The following is an 18,737-nucleotide window of genomic DNA, read 5'->3' on the forward strand; positions in this document are numbered from 1 at the left end:
GCGTCAGACCGTGAACACGGGCGCCGGCTCGGTCTCGTCCGGCAGCGCGAATTCGTCGACGAGGCGGCCGAGCCGCAGCGAGACCTCGAGATTGGCGCGGATGGACGCCCTCCATGCCTCCTCGACGGGCAACGCCAACGCTTTGGTGACAGCGTCGATATAATCGTCCAACGGTTCGGCCATCACGCTCCCAAACAAGCTCTCAGTGTGCGCTCTGTCTGCAGCGGCGGATGCGGGATCGCCGTCAGCAGCTCCTTGGTGTAGTCGTCCTGCGGATCGCTCAAGACCCGCTCGGAAGATCCTTCCTCGACGATTCGACCCGACCGCATGACAATGACACGATCGCACAACAAGCGCACTACGTTCAAATCATGCGAGACGAACAGATAACTCATACCTAGTCGGGCCTTGAGGTCCTGGAGCAGATTGAGGACCACGGCCTGGACCGAAACGTCGAGCGCGGCGGTCGGCTCGTCCAGGATCACGAGTTTCGGGTGCAGGGCGATGGCGCGGGCGATGCCGACGCGGGCTTTCTGGCCGCCCGACAATTGGTGCGGGAAGCGATCCAGCAGATTGTGCGGCAGGCCCACCATGGTGGCGAGCTCCTCGCAGCGGGCGCGGAGCGCGTCGCGCCCCCTGACGTCGCCGAGCTGCATGATGGGATCGGCGATGGCACGCACGGCGGTGAAGCGCGGGTTGAGGCTGTCGGTCGGATCCTGGAACACCATCTGGATGCGGCTGCGCTGCGGCAGCCGGGCAAAGCCGGCGGGCGCGATGCCGCCGATGTCCTCGCCGTCGAACTGGATCAGCCCCGAGGTCTGATCCAGCAGCCGCATCACCATCATCGACGTGGTCGATTTGCCGCAGCCGGACTCGCCGACCAGGCCGACGCTCTCGCCGTGACCGATCGAGAAGCTGATGCCGTCGACGGCGCGGAATACGTCCGGCTCGACCGGCGGCTTGCGGCCGAACAATTTGCCGAGCGTGGCGGTGGCGCCCTGGCGGGGATATTCCTTGACCAGCTTGTCGATGAGGAGAAGGGGCTGCCCGCTCTTCCTGGCCTCGTCCTGCGAAGCCTGATGGATGGCCCGGTCAGGCCCGGCCACGACGGCTGAGCCTTCCTCCTCCGGCAACAGATCCCGCAGGCTCACGCCGAGCCGCGGCGTCGCGCGCATCAGCTTCTTGGTGTAGGGGTGCTGCGGGTTGGCGAAGATGTCGGCGGCCTTGGCGGTCTCGACCACCCTGCCCTTTTCCATCACGACGACGCGGTCGCAATAAGCAGCGGCGAGGCCGAGATCGTGCGTGATCAGGATGGTGGACATTGCCTTGCGCTTGGTCAATTCCACGATCAGATCCATCACCGCCTTCTGCGTGGTGACGTCCAATCCGGTCGTCGGCTCGTCCGCGATCAGTAGCTGCGGATTGCAGGCGAGCGCGAGCGCGATGACGACACGCTGGCACATGCCGCCTGACAATTCGAACGGATAGGCGTGATAGCGCTCGCGCGGGCGGGCGATCTTGACCTGCTCCAGCGCCTCGATCGCCTTCTCGCCGCGGTCCGAAACCATGGCCTGCTGGACATGGGTGCGCAGCACGTCCTCGATCTGGTCGCCGACCTTCCGGATCGGGTTGAGCGCGGCGCGCGGATTCTGGAAGATCATCGAGACTTCGCGACCGCGCAGATCGCGCATCTGGTCTTCGGTCGCGGCCTTGACGTCGATGCCCGAGAACATCACCGAGCCTTCGGCGATCCGCCCCGCACGGTCGAGAATGCGCATCACCGCATACGACGTCACCGATTTGCCGGAGCCGGACTCGCCGACGATCGCAAGCGTCTCGCCCTTGGCGACGGAAATGTTGACGTGCTGCACCGCCTTGACGATGCCGCGGCGGGTGGTGAATTCGACGGTAAGGTCCTGGACGTCGAGCAGCGGCGGGGCGGTCATGGGCACCTCCCAACTAAAAATGGCGAAAACAACCCCATGCACAGTAGAATGAGGTTGATTTCATTGGGGAATTTCGAGCGAAAAAGTACGCCTAACCCAGCCATCACGTCCTCCGCTGGGGGTCGACGATGTCGCGCAGGCCGTCGCCGAGGAGGTTGAAGCAGAACACGGCGATCATCAAAGCGAGGCCCGGGAATAGCGCGATCCACCATTCGCCTGACACCATGAAGCCGGCGCCTTCGGCGACCATGATGCCCCATTCGGCCGTCGGCGGACGGACGCCGAGGCCGATGAAGGAGAGACCGGCGGCATTGAGGATGGCGTAGCCCATGGTCAGCGACATCTGCACGATCATGATCGGCATGATGTTCGGCAGGATATGCACGAGCAGAATGCGGAATTCGCCGTTACCGGACAGACGCGCGGCCTGCACGAAGCCGGCGTTACGGCGGACATTGGCTTCGGCGCGCGCAACGCGGGCGTAGAGCGGGAAGTTCACGATGGCGGTGGCCAGGATGATGTTCTGCACGGTGTTCCCCAGCGCGGCGACGATGCCCATGGCCAGCACGAACAGCGGGAACGCCATGATGGTGTCGGCGACGCGGCCGACGATGCGATCGGTCCAGCCGCCGAAATAGCCGGCCGCGATGCCGGCGAGCCCGCCCATCAGGAACACCAGGGCGACGGAGGCGACCGCGATGAACGTATCGAGCCGCGTCGCCACCACGACCCGGCTGAAGATGTCACGGCCCAATTGATCGGTGCCGAACCAGTGCGCGGCCGACGGTGGCTTCAGCGACGCCACGGTGTCGGACGCCAGCGGGTCATACGGCACCACATAGGGGCCGAAGATCGCGGCAAGGAGGATCACGATCAGCAGCGCGAATGCAAAGCCGGTGACCTTGTTCTCGCCGAGCACGTAGCGGGTCTGGTCGAGGAGCGCGACGAGACCCGACGTGCGGGCGGGGCCGACGGGTTCAACAGCAGGCGCAACGGTGCTCATGATTAGCCCTCCAACCGCACGCGCGGGTCGATCACGCCATAGAGAATGTCGATCACGAGATTGAGCAGCACGTACATCACCGCCATGGTCAGCACGAACCCCTGCACCGGCGCGAAGTCCGACGAGATCAGCGCTTCGACGGCGTAAGAGCCGATGCCTGGCCAGGCGAACACTTTCTCCACCAGCACGTTGGCGCCGAGCAGGAACGAGAACACCATGCTCAGCGTGGTGATGACGGGGAGCATCGCGTTGCGGAAGGCGTAGGTGACGATGACGGTCGCCGGCGACAGGCCGCTGGCACGCGCGGTGCGCGCGAATTCGGAGGACAGCACCGCCAGCATCGAGGCGCGCGTCATGCGCGCGATCGGCGCCAGCGAGAAGATCGCAAGCGTCGTCGCCGGCAGGATGAGCTGGCTGCATGCCGAACGGAACGCCTCGAAGTCGCGCGCGATCAGGGTGTCGATCAGATAGAAGCCGGTCACTGTCGGCGGCGCGCTGTAGAACACATCGAGCCGGCCGAGCGGCGCGGGCGACCAGCCGAGCCGGAAATAGAACACATAGACCAGCACCAGACCTGTGAAGAACACCGGCAGCGAGACGCCGGCCGTCGTCGTCACACGGCAGAGATGGTCGACCCATGAGCCCGGCCGCGTCGCCGCCAGCACGCCGAGCGGAATCGCGATCACGACCGAGACGATGAGGCCGAGCAGCGTCAGCTCGGCGGAGGCCGGCAGGCGGTTGCGGATCTCGGCTGCGACCGGCTGGCCGGTCGTGAGCGAGTTGCCGAAATCGCCATGGGCGAGATCGTTGGTGTAGCGAAAGAACTGCTCGATCAGCGGCTTGTCGAGGCCGAGTTTTTTCCGGATCTGCTCGACGGCTTCTTTCGTTGCGGCGGGGCCGGCGAAATACGCCGCGGGATCACCGGGCAATGCGCGGGTCAGCAGGAAGGTGACGATGACGACCCCGATCAGCGAAGGAATCGCGAACATCAGGCGCTTGCCGATCATGGTCAGCATGGCGACTTCCTCTTGCGCGTTGAATGAACCCGACACGCGGCCACTCGCTCCGCTGCGTTCCCTCCCCCCTTGTGGGGGAGGGCTAGGGAGGGGGGTGGCTCCGGGAGAGATCGGAGTTTGTGGCTACCCCTCTCCCCACCCCTCCCCCACAAGGGGGGAGGGAGCCTGAAAAGCGTGCTCACCTCACTGCGAAGGACAGCGCCCGCCATCCCCTTACCCCTTCGCCATCGCGCGATAATCCAGCCTCCGGTGGAACCAGTATTGGTAGCCGCTGATGTTCTTCTGCATCGCGACGTTGACGAACGGCTGGTACAGCGGGATGCGCGGGATGTCGCTGTAGGCGAGGTCGACGAAGCCCTTCACGTCGGTGTCGTAGGTCGCGGTGTCGCCGGTCGCGGCGGCCGCGCGTGCGCCGTCGATCAGCTTGTCCATCTCCGCCGACTTGTAGCTCATGGTGTTGAAGACGGAATTATTGCCGTGATAGCACCAGTAGAAGAAGTATTCGGGGTAATCGAGCCAGCCCGAGAATACGTTGGTGAAGAGCGGCATTTCCTTCTTGTTCAATTCGGTGCGCCAGTTGGCGCCGGGCACCTTGTTGATGGTGGTCTTGATGCCGATCTGGGCCAGGCTCTCCTGCACCAGCACGCAGAGCGGCTCGTTGACGCCGGCGAAGTTGAGGTCGAACGAGATCGTGGTCTCGAAGCCGTTCGGGTAGCCGGCCTCGGCCAGCAGCGCCTTCGCCTTGTCCATGTCGGTGTTGTATTTGTGCGGCTGCGGCCAGGCGACTTCGGTTGGCTTGTCCTTGGGCGCGCCGAACATCGGGTTAGCCAGCCCGAACATCACCGCGTCCATGATCTTCTGATAGGGAATCGCGCAGGCGACCGCCTGACGTACCTTGGGATTGTCGAACGGCGGCTTGGTCACGTTCATGCCGATATACTGGATGCCGTTGGAGAACGGCAGCGACACCACGTTGAGCTTGCCGCTCGCCTTCATCTCCTGGAAATCCTTGAACGGCAGCTCATAGGAGATGTCGGCGTCGCCGCGCTCCAGCAGCGCGCGGCGATTGCCGGCCTGCGGCACCATGCGCCAGATCACGCGCTTGATCTTCGGCAGCGGGCCGCCGACCCAATCGTCGTTGCGCTCCATCACCACTTCGGTGCCGGCGGTCCACTTCGTCACCTTGTAGGCGCCGGAGCCCGCGGTCTGCTGCTTGGTGAATTCGAGTCCCCAGGGATCCTTCTCGCTGGCGTTCTTCTTCACCAGCTCGGAATTGATGATGCAGGGCACGATCACCGCGAGATCGGGGATCGTCAGCTTGTCCTTCTTCAGGAAGTCGACACGTACCGTGTAGTCGTCGATCACGACGAACTGCTCGGGTTTCGTGAGCGAGCCCGCGCTCATCTGGAAGGTGGGGAATCCGCCGACGCTGACGGCTCGGTCGAGCGACCACTTCACGTCCTTGGCGGTCACAGGCGCGCCGTCGTGGAATTTGGCGTTCTTCTTCAGCTTGAAGGTGACCGACCTGTCGTCGATCTTGAAGTCCTCGGCGAGTTCGCCCTTGAACTTGTCGCGGTCGTAATAGGGCACGCCGCCGGGGCCGGTCTTCATCTCGTGGCTGAGCAGGCGGTCGTAGCAATTCCAGGACACCTCATAGCCGGGCACGTTGGTGCCGACGCCGTGGATATCGAGATTGTTGGGGCCGCCTTCCGAGACGATCAGCAGCGTCTCCGAGCGCGCATCGGCCTTGGCCGACGAGATCACGGACGGCATGGCCGGAAGCGCCGCGCCTGCGGCCAATCCGGAAACGGACTTGAGGAAATCGCGGCGCTTCATGGAATGGCTCCAACACAAAAGTTTTCTGGTTGGAACTGGATTCGCAAGGTTCGTGCCAAGGCTTAAGCAAGGATTAAACCAGCATAAGCCTATGAAATGTTTATAGGAAAAGGCTGCTATCCGGGCCGTCGATCAGAAGCCAAGCCGTCGGACATTGCATACAAACAGGTATATTTGCCTAAAAAATATGCTTCGAGAATACCAGCCTATTGCGTGAGCGCGTCTCGCCCCTAGGTGGCGCGGCTATCGATCGCGGCCCGTCACCCCGGCCAGATCAGTTCCTGAAGTTCGACCAGATCATCCGCCTGCTCCTGCCAGCCCTCGATGCAGATGTGGCTGTTGAGGTCGCTGGCGCGATGCAGCAGCATCAGGGCCATCAGCCGTCGCTTGAGCGCGAAGTCGAGCTTCGCATAGCCAAAGCCTTCGAGCAGGTTGCGCACCCTGCCCGGCCGGCCCGCTGCCATGAAGGCGCTAGGGCCGAGCAGATCGTAGTCCCGCCATCCCGCCAGCACGTCGCCGAAGTCGAACAGGCCGGCGAGAGACCATTGATCGTCGTGGCGGGCGAGCAGGAAGTTCTCCGGAATGTATTCGCCGATCAGGATCACCGGCGACGCATCCATCGGAATGAGCGCGGCCGCATCACGCAGGAGATCGTCGAGGCCGGCGAGGAATTTCGGCGCCAGGCCGAGACGCGTGTGCCGCGCCTTGCAGCCCTGCATCTGGGCCCGCATGAAGTCGTCCCAGCGCGGCTGGATCTGCGCGAGTGAGCCGAGCGGCGCGCGCTGCACGGCGGCGATGGTCTCGCCGATCTGTCGCAGCACGCGCTCCTTCTGCGCTTCCGGCAACGACGGCCAGACCTCCGAGCCGAGCGTGCCGGCAAGGCGCGTGATGATCAGATAAGGCCAGCCGTCGCGCTCGCCTTCCGCGACGATCTCGGGAATTGGCAAGTCAATGCGACCGGCAAGCTGGGCCAGCGAGCCGTGCTCGGAGACGAACTGCGCGCGGAGCAGCGGCGGGAAGATTTTCAGGATCAGGCGATCGCCGAGCCCGACCACGAGATTGGTGCCGGTGGCAAACACGTGCGGCGCGCTGGCATCGAGATCGTGGCTGCGGGCGATGTCGAGTGCGATCGGCAGCCATCGCGGAGGGTCGGCGCGAAAGGCGCGAAAGCTTGCCGCGTCGGCGAGGTGGGGGAGTGGCATCGACATCGTAACCTAACGGCTGTTGAGCTCGTCATGCCCGGGCTTGTCCCGGGCATCCACGTTCTTCGTGCTGCGGCCAAGGCGTGGATGGCCGGGACAAGCCCGGCCATGACGCTGTGGAACGGCCTTGCGCCTTAACGCCGAGCTACCATCCCTCCCCCTACCTATCCGGGCTGGCGCGCTCGAACTGGCGCAGGATCTTGTTGCCGCGTTCGACCGCAGCATCGAGCGCGGCTTGCGCGCTCTTGCGGCCGGCAAAGGCCTGCTCCAGCTCGTCCTCGATCGCGCCGCGGATCAGCACGAAGGAGCCGAGCCGGATGCCCTTTGAATTCTCCGTCGGCGGATGCAGCGTGATCTCTTCGAACGACATCGCCGAGCCCGGATTGCGCTCGTAAAAACCTTGCGCGCGCGTCAGCTCGAAGGCGGCGCGGGTGACAGGCAGATAGCCGGTGTTCTGGTGCCAGGCGGCCTGCACGCCGGGCTGCGACAGATAGGCGAAGAATCGTGCCACGCCTTTGTATTCCTCGCGCGGACGGTCGCGCAGCACCCACAGCGTGGCGCCACCGATGATCGAATTCTGCGGCGCACCCTTCACGTCGGGCCAATACGGCATCATGCCGTAGCCAATCTCGAACTTCGAATTCGCCTTGATGTCGGCGCGCGTCGCCGAGGAGCCGATGAAGATGCCGCATTCGCCGTTCTGGAAGCGCGGCTCGGCCGACTGGCCGCGGCCGCTATAGTCGAACACTTTCGTTTTCTGCCACTCGCTGAGCTCGGAGACGTGACGCACGAGAGACGGATTGTTGATGGTCAGCTCGGCATCCAACGCGGCAAAGCCGTTCGCCCGCGTTGCCAGCGGCAGATTGTGGAAGGCTGAAAAATTCTCGACATGGATCCAGGACGGCCAGGAGGTGGTGAAGCCGCACACCGCGCCGCGATCGCGCAGGCGTTTTGCAGCAGCGCCAAGCTCCGGCCAGGTCTTCGGCGGCGCCTCCGGATCGAGCCCTGCGTCGCGGAACATGGTCTTGTTGTAATAAAGAATCGGCGTCGACGAATTGAAAGGGAAGGACAAGAGATTGCCGGCCGCATCGGTGTAGTAGCCGGAGACCGCGGGAAGGTAGTCATTGAGCGAGAACGGCTCCTTCATGTCCCGCATCAGGCTGAACACGGGATAGATCGCGCCCTTGGCCGCGGTCATGGTGGCGGTGGCGACCTCGTTGACCTGGACGATCGCGGGCTGGCTGCGCGAGCGGAAGGCGAAGATCGCGGCCGTCACCGTCTCGGTGTAACTGCCCTTGTAAGTTGGCACCACGCGATAATCCGGCTGCGAGGCGTTGAAGTCGGAGGCGAGCTTTTCCAGTTGCCGGCCGAGTTCGCCGGACATGGCGTGCCACCACGCGATGTCGGTCGCGGCACGCACCGGCGCGGCCAAGGAGAGCGCCGCAAAGGCGGCGACGACCTGCAAAAGGCGCGATGCTGAAGTCACGATGGCTCTTTCCATGCCGCACCGACGAAAGCGGCTGCCCCTGCTTAAGGCGCGGCATTTGCGGTTTCAACCGGGAATGAGCCCCGGCCGCGCCGCACAATCACGTCGAGGCGCCCGGCGGGATGGCCTTCCCACGACCATCTGCTAGATTGCATTGAACCTTTTCCTCCCGCCATAGACTCCACCACTGAGGGGTTGAGTGTGCCAGTGTTGAACCGTGCCGAACGCACGCGGACCGGGGTGGTTTTCGTCGCGCTTTTGATCGCCCTCTGCGCGACGGGAGCTGCTGCGCGTGAGTTCCGCGCCGCCGACACCCAGACCGAGGATTATCCGACCGTGCAGGCGCTGCGCTACATGGGCGCCCTGATCGCCGAGCGCAGCGGCGGTCGGCACGAGGTCAAGGTCTTCCACTCCCGCCAACTCGGCGAGGAGAAGGAGACCATCGAGCAGACCCGGGTCGGTGCGATCGATCTCAACCGGACCAATGTGGCGCTGATCGGCAATTTCGTTCCGGCGATGAACGTGCTGGCGATGCCGTTCCTGTTCCGGTCCATCGAGCACATGCAGAAGGTGCTGGACGGGCCGATCGGCAGCGAGATCCTCGGCAGCTTCGAGCCCTACGGCTTCGTTGGCCTCGCCTTCTACGATTCCGGCGCGCGATCGATCTACAACGGCGCCCGCCCGGTCAGAAACGTCGCGGACCTCAAGGGATTGCGGATCCGGGTGCAGCAGTCGGAGTTGATGAGCCAGATGATCCGCGCGCTCGGCGCGGAGCCGGTCGAGATGCCCTATGGGCAGGTGCTTGCCGGGCTTGCCAACCACCTGATCGACGGCGCCGAGAACAACTGGCCATCCTACGTGACGACGGACCATTACAAACATGCCGGCTATCTCGCCCTCACCGAGCACACCATGAGCCCCGAAGTGCTGGTGATTTCGCTGAAGGCCTGGAAAAGCCTGTCGGCCGACGAGCAAACCATCTTCAGGGAAGCCGCACAGCGCTCCAGCCGCTTCATGCGCGAGAAATGGCGCGACCTGGAGGAGCAGTCGCAGCGCAAGGCGGAAGCAGCGGGCGTCACCATCGTCAGGGATATCGACCGCAAGCCGTTCGAAGACGCGATGGTCGCGATCTACGCCAAGGCCGGGCAGGATCCGGCCGCGGCCGCGCTGATCGAACGCATTCGCAAGGTGGAGTGAGGCCTCTTGCCCGGGCTTGGACACAGCGAGCATGCAGACAGGTCGCCCGGCCCGATGGGGCGGCTGCGCGCGCGGCTGGTCGGCGTGCTCCGGGCGGTGCCGATCCGTTGGCGCATCCTGTCGATCGCGGCGCTGAACTCCGCCGTGGTCATCGTGCTGGTCGGGCTGATCTGGAACGGCTCGCAGGTGCTCGGCTCGGCCTGGGACGACGTGCGCCAGGTGCGCGAATCCGACCGGATTCTGGCGCTGCTCGAAAGCGAGACCGGGCGGCTGCACAATCTGATCCACCGCTACATCAACCAGCCGAGCCCCGACCTGTTCGCCGAGATCCTGCTGCTGCGCGAGGCCGTGCTGGGGACGCTGACCAATCGCGCCGCCAAGGACCCGATGCTGTCGGGCTCGGTCGAGGAGCTGGAGCGCACCACCGACCGCTTCCTCAACGGCTTCGGCGAGCTGCGCGGCGTGCAGGCCACCATCGCGAAGACCTACGAGGATCAGGTGCAGGGACCGGCCAGGGACATGGCCGGCCTTTACTCCATCATCGAAGGCGCCACCGGCCATCGCGACGCGCTGATCTGGCCTTCGCTGGGCAAGTCGCGCGAGGCCTTCACCGCGATGCTGGTCGCGGCCAATTCCTACTATCTGTCGCTGTCATCGGGTGCGGCCGACGACGCCCGCCGCAACACCGAGACCATCGAGAAGACCATCCCCGTGATGATCGATCTCGCCGACAACGACCTCCAGCGCATGGCGCTGCGACGACTCGCCGCCCGGACCGCCGCGCTGCGCGAGGGTTTTGCAAAGCTCTCCGAGCAGCTCACGAACCGTACCGAGCTGCTGCGCAACACCATCGACGCCAACCAGGCCGAGGCGATCGGCGCCATCGACGATCTCTCCACCAAGATGCGCCAGCGCGAGCAAAAGGCGCAGGAGACGTTCGACCGCACGCTGGCGGACATTTCCCGTCGCGTTCTCTCCATCGCCGTGATCTTCCTCGGCATCATCCTCACCGCCGGCGTGCTGATCGCGCTGTCGATCCGGCTGCCGCTGCAGCAGATCATGGCGGCGATGCGCGCGATCACGCTCGGCGACCTCGGCCGCGAGGTGCAGGGCACGCGCGCGCGCGACGAGGTCGGAGCCATGGCGCGCGCGGTGGAAGTGTTCCGCGAGAACGCCATCGCGAAGCGCCAGACCGAGGACGAGCTGCGCGCGTCCAAGGAGAAGGCCGAAAGCGCGCTGCTCGAGCTCAACGCCGCGCAGCAGAATCTGATCGATGCCGAGAGGCTCGCAGCCCTCGGCGGCCTCGTCGCCGGCGTCGCGCACGAGGTCAACAACCCGATCGGCATCAGCCTCACCGTTGCGTCGAGCTTTGCCCGGCGCACCGAAATCTTCGAGGCCCAGCTCAAGGGCGACGGCGGCCTGCGCCGCTCGCAGCTGGAAGAATTCGTGCAGTCCTCGCGCGACGCCTCGCAGCAGCTCGTCGCCAATCTCCAGCGCGCCGGCGAGCTGATCCAGTCGTTCAAGCAGGTCGCGGTCGACCGCTCCCATGCCGAGCGGCGACAGTTCTCACTGAGCGAAGCCACCGAGCAGATCATCGCGAGCCTGCGGCCGGTGTTGAAGCGGTCGCCGATCACGCTCCATGTCGACATGCCCGAGGGGCTGCTGCTCGACGGCTATCCCGGCTCCTACGGCCAGATCCTGACCAATTTGTTCCTCAACGCCGCCAACCACGCCTTTGCCGACGGCCGCGCCGGCACGATCACGATCTCGGCGCGGCCGCGCGGGGCCGACGACGTCGAGATCATCTTCACCGATGACGGGGCCGGCATGACCTCCGACGTGCAGCGCCAGGCCTTTGACCCATTCTTTACCACCAGGCGCAATGAAGGTGGCACGGGACTCGGCCTCCATATCGTCTATAACCTCGTCACCCAGCAGCTCGGCGGTCGCATGATGCTGGAATCCAAGCTGGGACAAGGCACTACTTTTCGCATTATCATGCCCCGGGTCGCCAAGGGCGGCGGGCAAAGCACAGAGACTGACGGGACTTCTCAATGGCCGAACAGGACGATGTCCTCCACCTGATCGACGACACCGGTACCGCATCGGAGGATGTTGACGCCCGGAAATGGAAGATCGCCGTCATCGACGACGATCCGGCCGTGCATGACGGTACGCGTTTTGCGCTCTCGGACTATTCCCTCAACGGCCAGGGCCTGGAGATCCTCTCCGCCCATTCCGCGGCCGAAGGTCGCAAGCTGATGGCCGCGCACAACGACATCGCCGCCGTGCTGCTCGACGTCATCATGGAGACGGACGTCGCCGGCCTCGAGCTGGTCGAGTACATCCGCAACGAGCTCAAGAACGAGACCGTGCGCATCATCCTGCGCACCGGACAGCCCGGTCAAGCGCCTGAACGGCGCGTGATCGTGCAGTACGACATCAACGACTACAAAGCGAAGACCGAGCTCACCGCCGACAAGCTGTTCACCTCGCTGACCGCGGCGCTGCGCTCCTACCAGCAGCTCGAGCGCATGCTGCAGACAAGGCGCGGGCTCGAGATCATCATCGACGCGGCTTCGACGCTGTACGATTTCAAGTCGATGCAGCGGCTCGCCGAGGGCGTACTGACCCAGCTTGCCTCGCTGCTCAACGTCGATTGCGCCGGTATCCTGGTTTTGCGCGACAATGGCGGCATCGACCCCGAGCTCTCGGTGCTCGCCGGCAGCGGCTGCTACAGCCGCTTCATCGGCACCACCTCGTCGAAGGCGCTCGACCCCGATCTGCGCGCGATGGTGGAAGCCGCGTTCCAGGGCCGCAAGAACGAATTCGCCGACCACCGCAGCGTGATCTATTTGCGCACCGGAAGCGGCCGCGAGGTCGTGGTGCTGCTGCAGGCCGAGCGCGAGCTGTCCGAGACCGACCGCTCGCTGGTCGAGATCTTCTCCAGCCGGCTCTCGATCGCCTTCGACAACGTCATCCTCTACCAGCAGCTCCAGGCCGCCAACACCCAGCTGGAAGACCGCGTCGCCCAGCGCACCCGCGCGCTGATGCAGGCCAACCGCCGCCTCTCGGCGCAATGGCTGCGGCTGCAACGCGCCAACGGCTTCAAGAACGAAATCCTCGGTACCGTTGCCCACGATCTGAAGAATCCGCTCGGCGTCATCCTCGGCCGCACCGAGATGCTGAAGGAGTTGATCTCGACCGGCGCGTCGTCAGGCGGCGTCGTGGCCCAGGTCGATCACATCCGCGATGCGACCAAGCGCCTGACCACGATGGTCGATCATCTGATCTCGGATGCGATGGCCGATGCCTTCGACATCACCATCCGCCGCGAGCCCGTCGACGTCGCGGCCCTGGTCAAGGAGGTCGCCGAGGCCAACCAGCCGCTCGCCGTCAACAAGCAGCAGGCGATCAGCGTCACCGCGCCCGTCAACGTCGTCACCATGTGCGACACCGACCGCATTCGCGAGGCAATCGACAATCTGATCAGCAACGCCATCAAATACTCACCGATCGGCGGCAAGATCGGCGTCGTCGTCAGCCATGAGGGCGGCGACACCATCGTCCGCGTCAGCGACGAGGGCGCCGGCCTGTCGCCGGAGGATCTCGGCCGCCTGTTCGGCCGGTTCCAGCGGCTGTCGGCAAAACCGACCGCCGGCGAGAGCTCGACCGGGCTTGGGTTGTCCATCGTCAAGCGTATTATCGACATGCACGGCGGCGAGGTGACCGCCGAGAGCGAGGGCCCCGGCAAGGGCTCGACCTTCACCATCACCCTCCCCGCGACCGAAATTTCGTGATCTCAGGACCATGACCCAAAGCCAGCACATCATGATCGTCGACGACGAGGCCCCGGCCCGGGAGATGGTCGGCGATTACCTCAAGATGCACGGCTTCACCGTGACGCTGTGCGACGGCGGTAAGTCGTTGCGCACGGCGATCGACGGCAGCATGCCCGACCTCGTCGTGCTCGACCTCAACATGCCGGAGGAAGACGGGCTCTCGATCATCCGCGACCTCAAGAGCCGCATCAACGTGCCGGTGATCATGCTGACGGCGACGGCAAGCCCGATCGACCGCGTCGTCGGCCTCGAGCTCGGCGCCGACGATTACGTGGCCAAGCCGTGCGAGCTGCGTGAGCTGATGGCACGCATCCGCTCGGTGCTGCGCCGGAGCGCGCCGGCGAAAGCCGTGGCGGACGCGGCGGCTGCGAAATCGGACAAGGAGCAATTGGTACGGTTCGGGACCAAGTGGCTCGATCTCGAAGCGCAGGCCTTGCGCGACGACGAGGGCAACGAGCACCCGCTGACCGCATCCGAGTTCGGGCTCTTGAAAGTGTTCGCGGCCAATCCGAAGCGCGTGCTGTCGCGCGAGCGCCTGCTGGAATTGGCCAATGCCCGCGACGCCGAAGCCTTCGACCGCGCCGTCGACCTGCGCATCATGCGCATCCGCCGCAAGATCGAGCCCGATCCGGCAAAACCCGCCGTGATCCGCACCATCCGCGGCGGCGGCTATTTGTTCTCGCCGGCGGGTGAGAAGGCGTAGGGGCTCCATTGTCGTCCTGGCGAACGCCAGGACCCATTACCCCAGGCAGAGATTGTGGCGCGAGCTGGCAACCACACGTCTCCGCAAAACGTCTCCCTGGGGTAATGGGTCCTGCATCGGCGCTCGCTTTGCTCGCTTGTCCAGGACGACACGGGGAGTGCGAACGCAAAAGCCCGAAATACGTTCCCGGCGCCTCCGCTGGCGGCCTAATCCCCACCCCCGTATTTTCCGTACCTTGAAATTCCACGCTTTTTTGCCCCGAATGTTTCGTCGCGGCTAATTCGACGAAACAATTTGTCGGCGCACGAAACCATTTTCCGCTTTTCGTGCAGACGTCCCGAAACGTTGGCTCATTAACACTTTGGTCCAAGGAAACGCCGCTCGGTTGCGGCGCTACGGGGAGCCAAGTCAATGCCGAACGTCATCGCCATCAACGCCCAAGCCAGCCAGAGCATCATTGCCGCTCAGGCGACCTCGGACGACATGCTTCTCGAAAGCATTGCCGACGGCAACCGGACGTCCATGCACATCCTTTATTGCCGGCACAATGTGCGCGTCTACCGCTTCATCCTGCGGATCGTGCGCGACGCGACTACGGCGGAAGACCTGGTGAGCCAGGTGTTTCTGGACGTGTGGCGGACCGCCGGCCAATTCCAGGGCCGCTCGCAGGTTTCGACCTGGCTGCTCTCGATCGCCCGCTTCAAGGCGCTGACTGCGATGCGCCAGCGCCGCTTCGAGGACATCGACCAGGAAGACGTGCGCCAGATCGCCGATGGTTGCGACACGCCGGAGACCTCGCTCGACCGCAGCGACACCAGCGCCATCCTGCGCGCCTGCGTCCAGAAGCTGTCGCCCGCGCATCGCGAGATCATCACGCTGGTCTACTACCACGAGAAGTCGGTGGAGGAGGTCGGCCAGATCATCGGCATCCCGCAGAGCACGGTGAAGACCCGGATGTTCTACGCCCGCAAGCAACTGGCCGAATTGCTTAAGGGCTGTGGCGTCGAGCGCTTCGCCGCCTGAAATTCAGATATTTCAATGGGATAGGCCATTGGCTTTGGCCCTATCTCGGACACGGAAGTGTTACCGCCGACGAAACAATTGAAACAAAGCACAACATCAGGCGGAAAAACTTCCCTCCTATAAAGCTCACATACGGTTTCGTTAAACCTCCCAAGACCTCCAACGACCCGGACGGGATGCCCCCCTCCGGGTCGTTTTGTGTTTGGAGCAGACAGCTGCGGCAGCAGCACTCCCGTCACGAAGGCGTGACGCGGCGTAACGACTGCCTCGCTCATCCCGAACTGCCCTCGTGACCCTCTCCACGAGTGCCCCATGCTCGAACTTCTCTTCGCTGCCCTCGCCGGCATCCTCACCATCGCCGCGCCGTGCACGCTGCCGATGCTGCCGATCCTGCTCGGCGCCTCAATCGGCCGCAGCTCGCATCTTCGTCCGGCGATGATCGCGCTCGGCTTCGTCATCTCGTTCTCCGCGACCGCGCTGCTGCTCGGCGCCATCACGCGGCTGTTTAATTTCGATCCGAACGTGCTGCGCGAAGCGGCCTCGATCCTGCTGCTCGGCTTCGGCCTGTTGATGCTGTGGCCGGCACCGTTCGAATGGCTGTCGATCCGGCTCAACGGCTGGCTCGATCTCGGCAACTCCAGCGCCACGCAGCGCGAGGGCGCACTCGGCGGGCTCGTGCTCGGCACAACGCTCGGCCTGGTCTGGACGCCCTGTGCCGGCCCGGTGCTCGGCTCGATCCTGACGCTGGTCGCAACGACTGAGAAGGCGACCTGGGCCGGCACGCTGCTGATCGCCTACGCCATCGGCGCGGCGATTCCCATGCTGGCGATCGCCTATGGCGGGCAGGCCGCGACCACGCGCGTGCGCAGTCTCGCGCGCATTTCGCCACGGCTGCAGCAGGGCTTTGGCGTCGTCGTGATCGGCTTCGCGCTCGCCGCCTACTTCCAATACGACACGCTGATCGTGGCGTGGCTCACCGGCTTCTATCCCACCGGCCAGATCGGCCTGTGATCATCCCTCAGCTTCACCGGAGGATCTTTCCATGACTTTCAAACTGCTCGCCGTCTCCGCCGCACTGATCGGCATCGCCGTAACAGGCGCCGTCATCCCCGGCATCTGCGACGAGGCCGCGCGCGCTGTCCCTGTCGTCACCGCCGCCGCCAGCCAGGACACCGCGCCCGACTTCGCCGGCATCAACAACTGGTTCAACTCGAAGCCGCTTAATATCGCCGATCTCCGCGGCAAGGTCGTGCTGGTGGACTTCTGGACCTATGGCTGCGTCAACTGCGTCAACACGCTGCCGCACGTCACCGATCTCTATGCCAAGTACAAGGACAAGGGCCTCGTCGTGGTCGGCGTGCACACGCCGGAGTTCCCGTTCGAGCGCTCGGCCTCCAATGTGCAGGCGGCGCTGAAGCGCCACGGCATCACCTATCCGGTGGCGCAGGACAATGATTCCAGGACCTGGAACGCTTACCGCAACCGATATTGGCCGGCGCAGTACATCATCGACCAGAACGGCAAGATCGTATTCCAGCACGAGGGCGAAGGCCGTTATGACGAGATCGACCGCACCGTGGCAAAGCTGCTGAACGCCAATAGCTGACGCCCGGCACGGGTCGCGCCCTTGTTGCTTGACTCCACGGACCCGTCCGTGGAGTTTCGCGGGCCACGTAATCAGCCGCCCGCGATGGACGACGCCACCAACAGCACCGACATTCGCCTTCGCGAGGGCGCCTCGATTGCGCAGCGGCTGGTCATGTCCGGCTTTGCGGCTGCCGTTGCGCTGTGCTTCACGCCGGGCCTGTTCACACACGATCCCCTGGAGGTGATCATCTCCGTGGTCGCGCTGCTCGTTGGAGCAGCGTTCGTCGCTATCATCATGCTGGCGCCGGCGGTGGTGTGGATCATCACGCCGGACGAGATCTTGATCGGCGAGCAGCGCCCGTTCGGAAAACTGCGGACGCGGATCGTCGCCAAGGACGACATCAAGGGATTGCAGGTTCCCGGCAGCAAGAGGGCGAAAGCCCGCTTTCAGCTGGCCTTCACGCTGGCCTCCGGAGAACGCCTGACCTCGCCGCCGATCTCCGACGTCACCCATGTGCACGACACGGTGGCGCGGATCGCCGCGCAATTCGACGTCCCCGACGTCGAGTCTCCGGTCAATCCGCTCGATGCCAGCAATCCCGAGATGCGTCTCGGCGACCCCCTCGAGCCGTTCTCGAAGAGAGACATCAGGATCGTCGCACTGATCGTCGTCGCATTGTGCGCCGTTCCCTACGCCTACAGGCTCTGGCGTGGCCTGTCGCCCGGGTCGGTCGACATCGTGCTGCTGCCCGTCGGCGCGCTCGCCGCTTTTGGCGTTTCCCGTTATGCCAACCTTGTGACCGGCGCGTTCTGGATCATCCGCCAGGGCGATATCCGGATCGAACGCCTGTGGGGCGACGGCACGTTGCGCGCCGACCACATCGAAGGGCGCGACGTCAAGACGATCACGGTCGAGCGCCGCGGCCGCTCCGAGGACGAGCACTGCATCGTCGTGATCCGATTGCAGTCAGGACAACGGTTTCGCAGCCCTCGCATCGGTTCGAGGCCTGAGGCCCGGGCCGTGGGGACGGAGATCGTCCGGCGGCTCGGGATCGCGGCTGAGAATAACCAGATCTGACAGGCCGCGCGCGGTGAGGATGCTGCGACCACTGCTTTTCGCGCCATCCCCCGTTTGTGGCATTGCGCGCGGTCCGTCAAAAAACCAAAGCATTCTCGTGACATATGGTCTAAGGGTGCCTTGAACTTGCCATGAAGATGGCCCTGAGATTTGATGGTTCCAGATGATTTGGCTTTGGCCGCGGGGAGAGCTTGAAATGACGGATTTTCGTCGCCTGACCGGGGTGTTTGTGGCTGCGATCGGCCTGATCCTGTCCGCGCCCCACGCCTACGCCCAGCAGCCCGACCGCGGCGACGAGCCGGGCCTGGTCGCCGACGATGCCTATGAGCTCGATCCGGAATGGCAGAAGCAGGTCGTCTACTTCCGCACCACCGAAGCGCCCGGCACCCTCATCATCTCGACCGCCGAACGGCATCTCTATCTGGTGCAGCCTGGCGGTCGTGCGATCCGCTACGGCATCGGCGTCGGCCGCGACGGTTTTCAGTGGCAGGGTCTGGTGAACATCACCAACAAGAAGGAGTGGCCGGACTGGACGCCGCCGCCGGAGATGATCCAGCGCCAGCCTTATCTGCCGCGCTTCATGGCCGGCGGCCCCGGTAATCCGCTCGGTGCGCGCGCCATGTATCTGGGCACCACGGTCTACCGCATCCACGGCACCAACCGGCCCGACACGATCGGCACCAAGGTCTCCTCCGGCTGCTTCCGGCTCGTCAACCGCGACGTCGCCGATCTCTACGATCGCGTCCCTGTCGGCACCAAGGTCGTCATCCGGCAGAAGCCCGAACTCTGATCTCCTCGCATTAGCGAATATTCCTTTT

The 18,737-nt window shown here is 64.5% G+C and carries 16 protein-coding genes; 9 read left to right on the plus strand and 7 right to left on the minus strand.

Annotation, left to right across the window (positions count from 1 at the left end; all coding sequences use genetic code 11):
• Positions 1-3: 3 nt before the first annotated feature.
• The 7 genes from IVB07_RS36630 to ugpB form a co-directional block, all read right to left on the minus strand.
• On the minus strand, positions 4-183 hold the full coding sequence (locus IVB07_RS36630) for a DUF4089 domain-containing protein (protein WP_018456016.1): 180 nt from the start codon (positions 181-183) through the stop codon (positions 4-6).
• Positions 183-1,946, minus strand: a complete 1,764-nt coding sequence (locus IVB07_RS36635) for an ABC transporter ATP-binding protein (RefSeq protein ID WP_247295952.1) — start codon at positions 1,944-1,946, stop codon at positions 183-185. The genes IVB07_RS36630 and IVB07_RS36635 overlap by 1 nt, the downstream gene beginning before the upstream one ends.
• 103 nt (positions 1,947-2,049) lie before the next feature.
• A complete protein-coding gene (locus tag IVB07_RS36640) occupies positions 2,050-2,949 on the minus strand; it encodes an ABC transporter permease (RefSeq protein ID WP_018456014.1) in 900 nt (299 codons plus the stop codon).
• A 2-nt stretch (positions 2,950-2,951) separates the two neighbouring features.
• A complete protein-coding gene (locus IVB07_RS36645; protein ID WP_247767837.1) occupies positions 2,952-3,965 on the minus strand; it encodes an ABC transporter permease in 1,014 nt (337 codons plus the stop codon).
• A gap of 213 nt (positions 3,966-4,178) precedes the next feature.
• Entirely contained in the window at positions 4,179-5,801 is a 1,623-nt protein-coding gene (locus tag IVB07_RS36650; RefSeq protein ID WP_018456012.1) for an ABC transporter substrate-binding protein, read from the minus strand.
• A 260-nt stretch (positions 5,802-6,061) separates the two neighbouring features.
• A complete protein-coding gene (locus IVB07_RS36655) occupies positions 6,062-7,009 on the minus strand; it encodes an aminoglycoside 3'-phosphotransferase/choline kinase family protein (protein ID WP_247338302.1) in 948 nt (315 codons plus the stop codon).
• 154 nt (positions 7,010-7,163) lie between these two features.
• Positions 7,164-8,504, minus strand: a complete 1,341-nt coding sequence (gene ugpB / locus IVB07_RS36660; RefSeq protein WP_026233069.1) for a sn-glycerol-3-phosphate ABC transporter substrate-binding protein UgpB — start codon at positions 8,502-8,504, stop codon at positions 7,164-7,166.
• A 186-nt stretch (positions 8,505-8,690) separates the two neighbouring features.
• Here ugpB and IVB07_RS36665 point away from each other — a divergent pair, with 186 nt between their 5' ends.
• From IVB07_RS36665 to IVB07_RS36705, 9 genes are all read left to right on the plus strand, one after another.
• The gene (locus tag IVB07_RS36665; RefSeq protein WP_026233068.1) at positions 8,691-9,686 is read left to right on the plus strand and encodes a TRAP transporter substrate-binding protein; all 996 of its coding nucleotides are present in this window, start codon (positions 8,691-8,693) and stop codon (positions 9,684-9,686) included.
• 54 nt (positions 9,687-9,740) lie between these two features.
• Entirely contained in the window at positions 9,741-11,771 is a 2,031-nt protein-coding gene (locus IVB07_RS36670) for an ATP-binding protein (RefSeq protein ID WP_018456008.1), read from the plus strand.
• The gene (locus tag IVB07_RS36675; RefSeq protein ID WP_018456007.1) at positions 11,741-13,486 is read left to right on the plus strand and encodes a DUF3369 domain-containing protein; all 1,746 of its coding nucleotides are present in this window, start codon (positions 11,741-11,743) and stop codon (positions 13,484-13,486) included. Before IVB07_RS36670 ends, IVB07_RS36675 begins: the two co-directional genes overlap by 31 nt.
• A gap of 10 nt (positions 13,487-13,496) precedes the next feature.
• On the plus strand, positions 13,497-14,231 hold the full coding sequence (locus IVB07_RS36680; RefSeq protein WP_018456006.1) for a response regulator: 735 nt from the start codon (positions 13,497-13,499) through the stop codon (positions 14,229-14,231).
• A gap of 411 nt (positions 14,232-14,642) precedes the next feature.
• Positions 14,643-15,254 (plus strand): sigma-70 family RNA polymerase sigma factor, encoded by a 612-nt coding sequence (locus IVB07_RS36685; protein ID WP_018456005.1) that lies wholly within the window; start codon positions 14,643-14,645, stop codon positions 15,252-15,254.
• Positions 15,255-15,566: 312 nt separating this feature from the next.
• Positions 15,567-16,265 carry a cytochrome c biogenesis CcdA family protein gene (locus tag IVB07_RS36690; RefSeq protein WP_018456004.1) on the plus strand — a complete coding sequence of 233 codons (699 nt, stop codon included), beginning with the start codon at positions 15,567-15,569 and terminating at the stop codon, positions 16,263-16,265.
• A gap of 31 nt (positions 16,266-16,296) precedes the next feature.
• Positions 16,297-16,860 (plus strand): thioredoxin family protein, encoded by a 564-nt coding sequence (locus IVB07_RS36695; protein ID WP_018456003.1) that lies wholly within the window; start codon positions 16,297-16,299, stop codon positions 16,858-16,860.
• 84 nt (positions 16,861-16,944) lie between these two features.
• Positions 16,945-17,919, plus strand: coding sequence for a hypothetical protein (locus IVB07_RS36700; protein ID WP_018456002.1), 975 nt, complete (start codon positions 16,945-16,947; stop codon positions 17,917-17,919).
• A 196-nt stretch (positions 17,920-18,115) separates the two neighbouring features.
• Positions 18,116-18,709 (plus strand): L,D-transpeptidase, encoded by a 594-nt coding sequence (locus tag IVB07_RS36705; RefSeq protein WP_018456001.1) that lies wholly within the window; start codon positions 18,116-18,118, stop codon positions 18,707-18,709.
• The last annotated feature ends 28 nt before the right edge of the window (positions 18,710-18,737 follow it).

It is taken from the genome of Bradyrhizobium sp. 172 (assembly GCF_023101065.1).
Classification (GTDB): Bacteria; Pseudomonadota; Alphaproteobacteria; order Rhizobiales; family Xanthobacteraceae; genus Bradyrhizobium; species Bradyrhizobium canariense_D.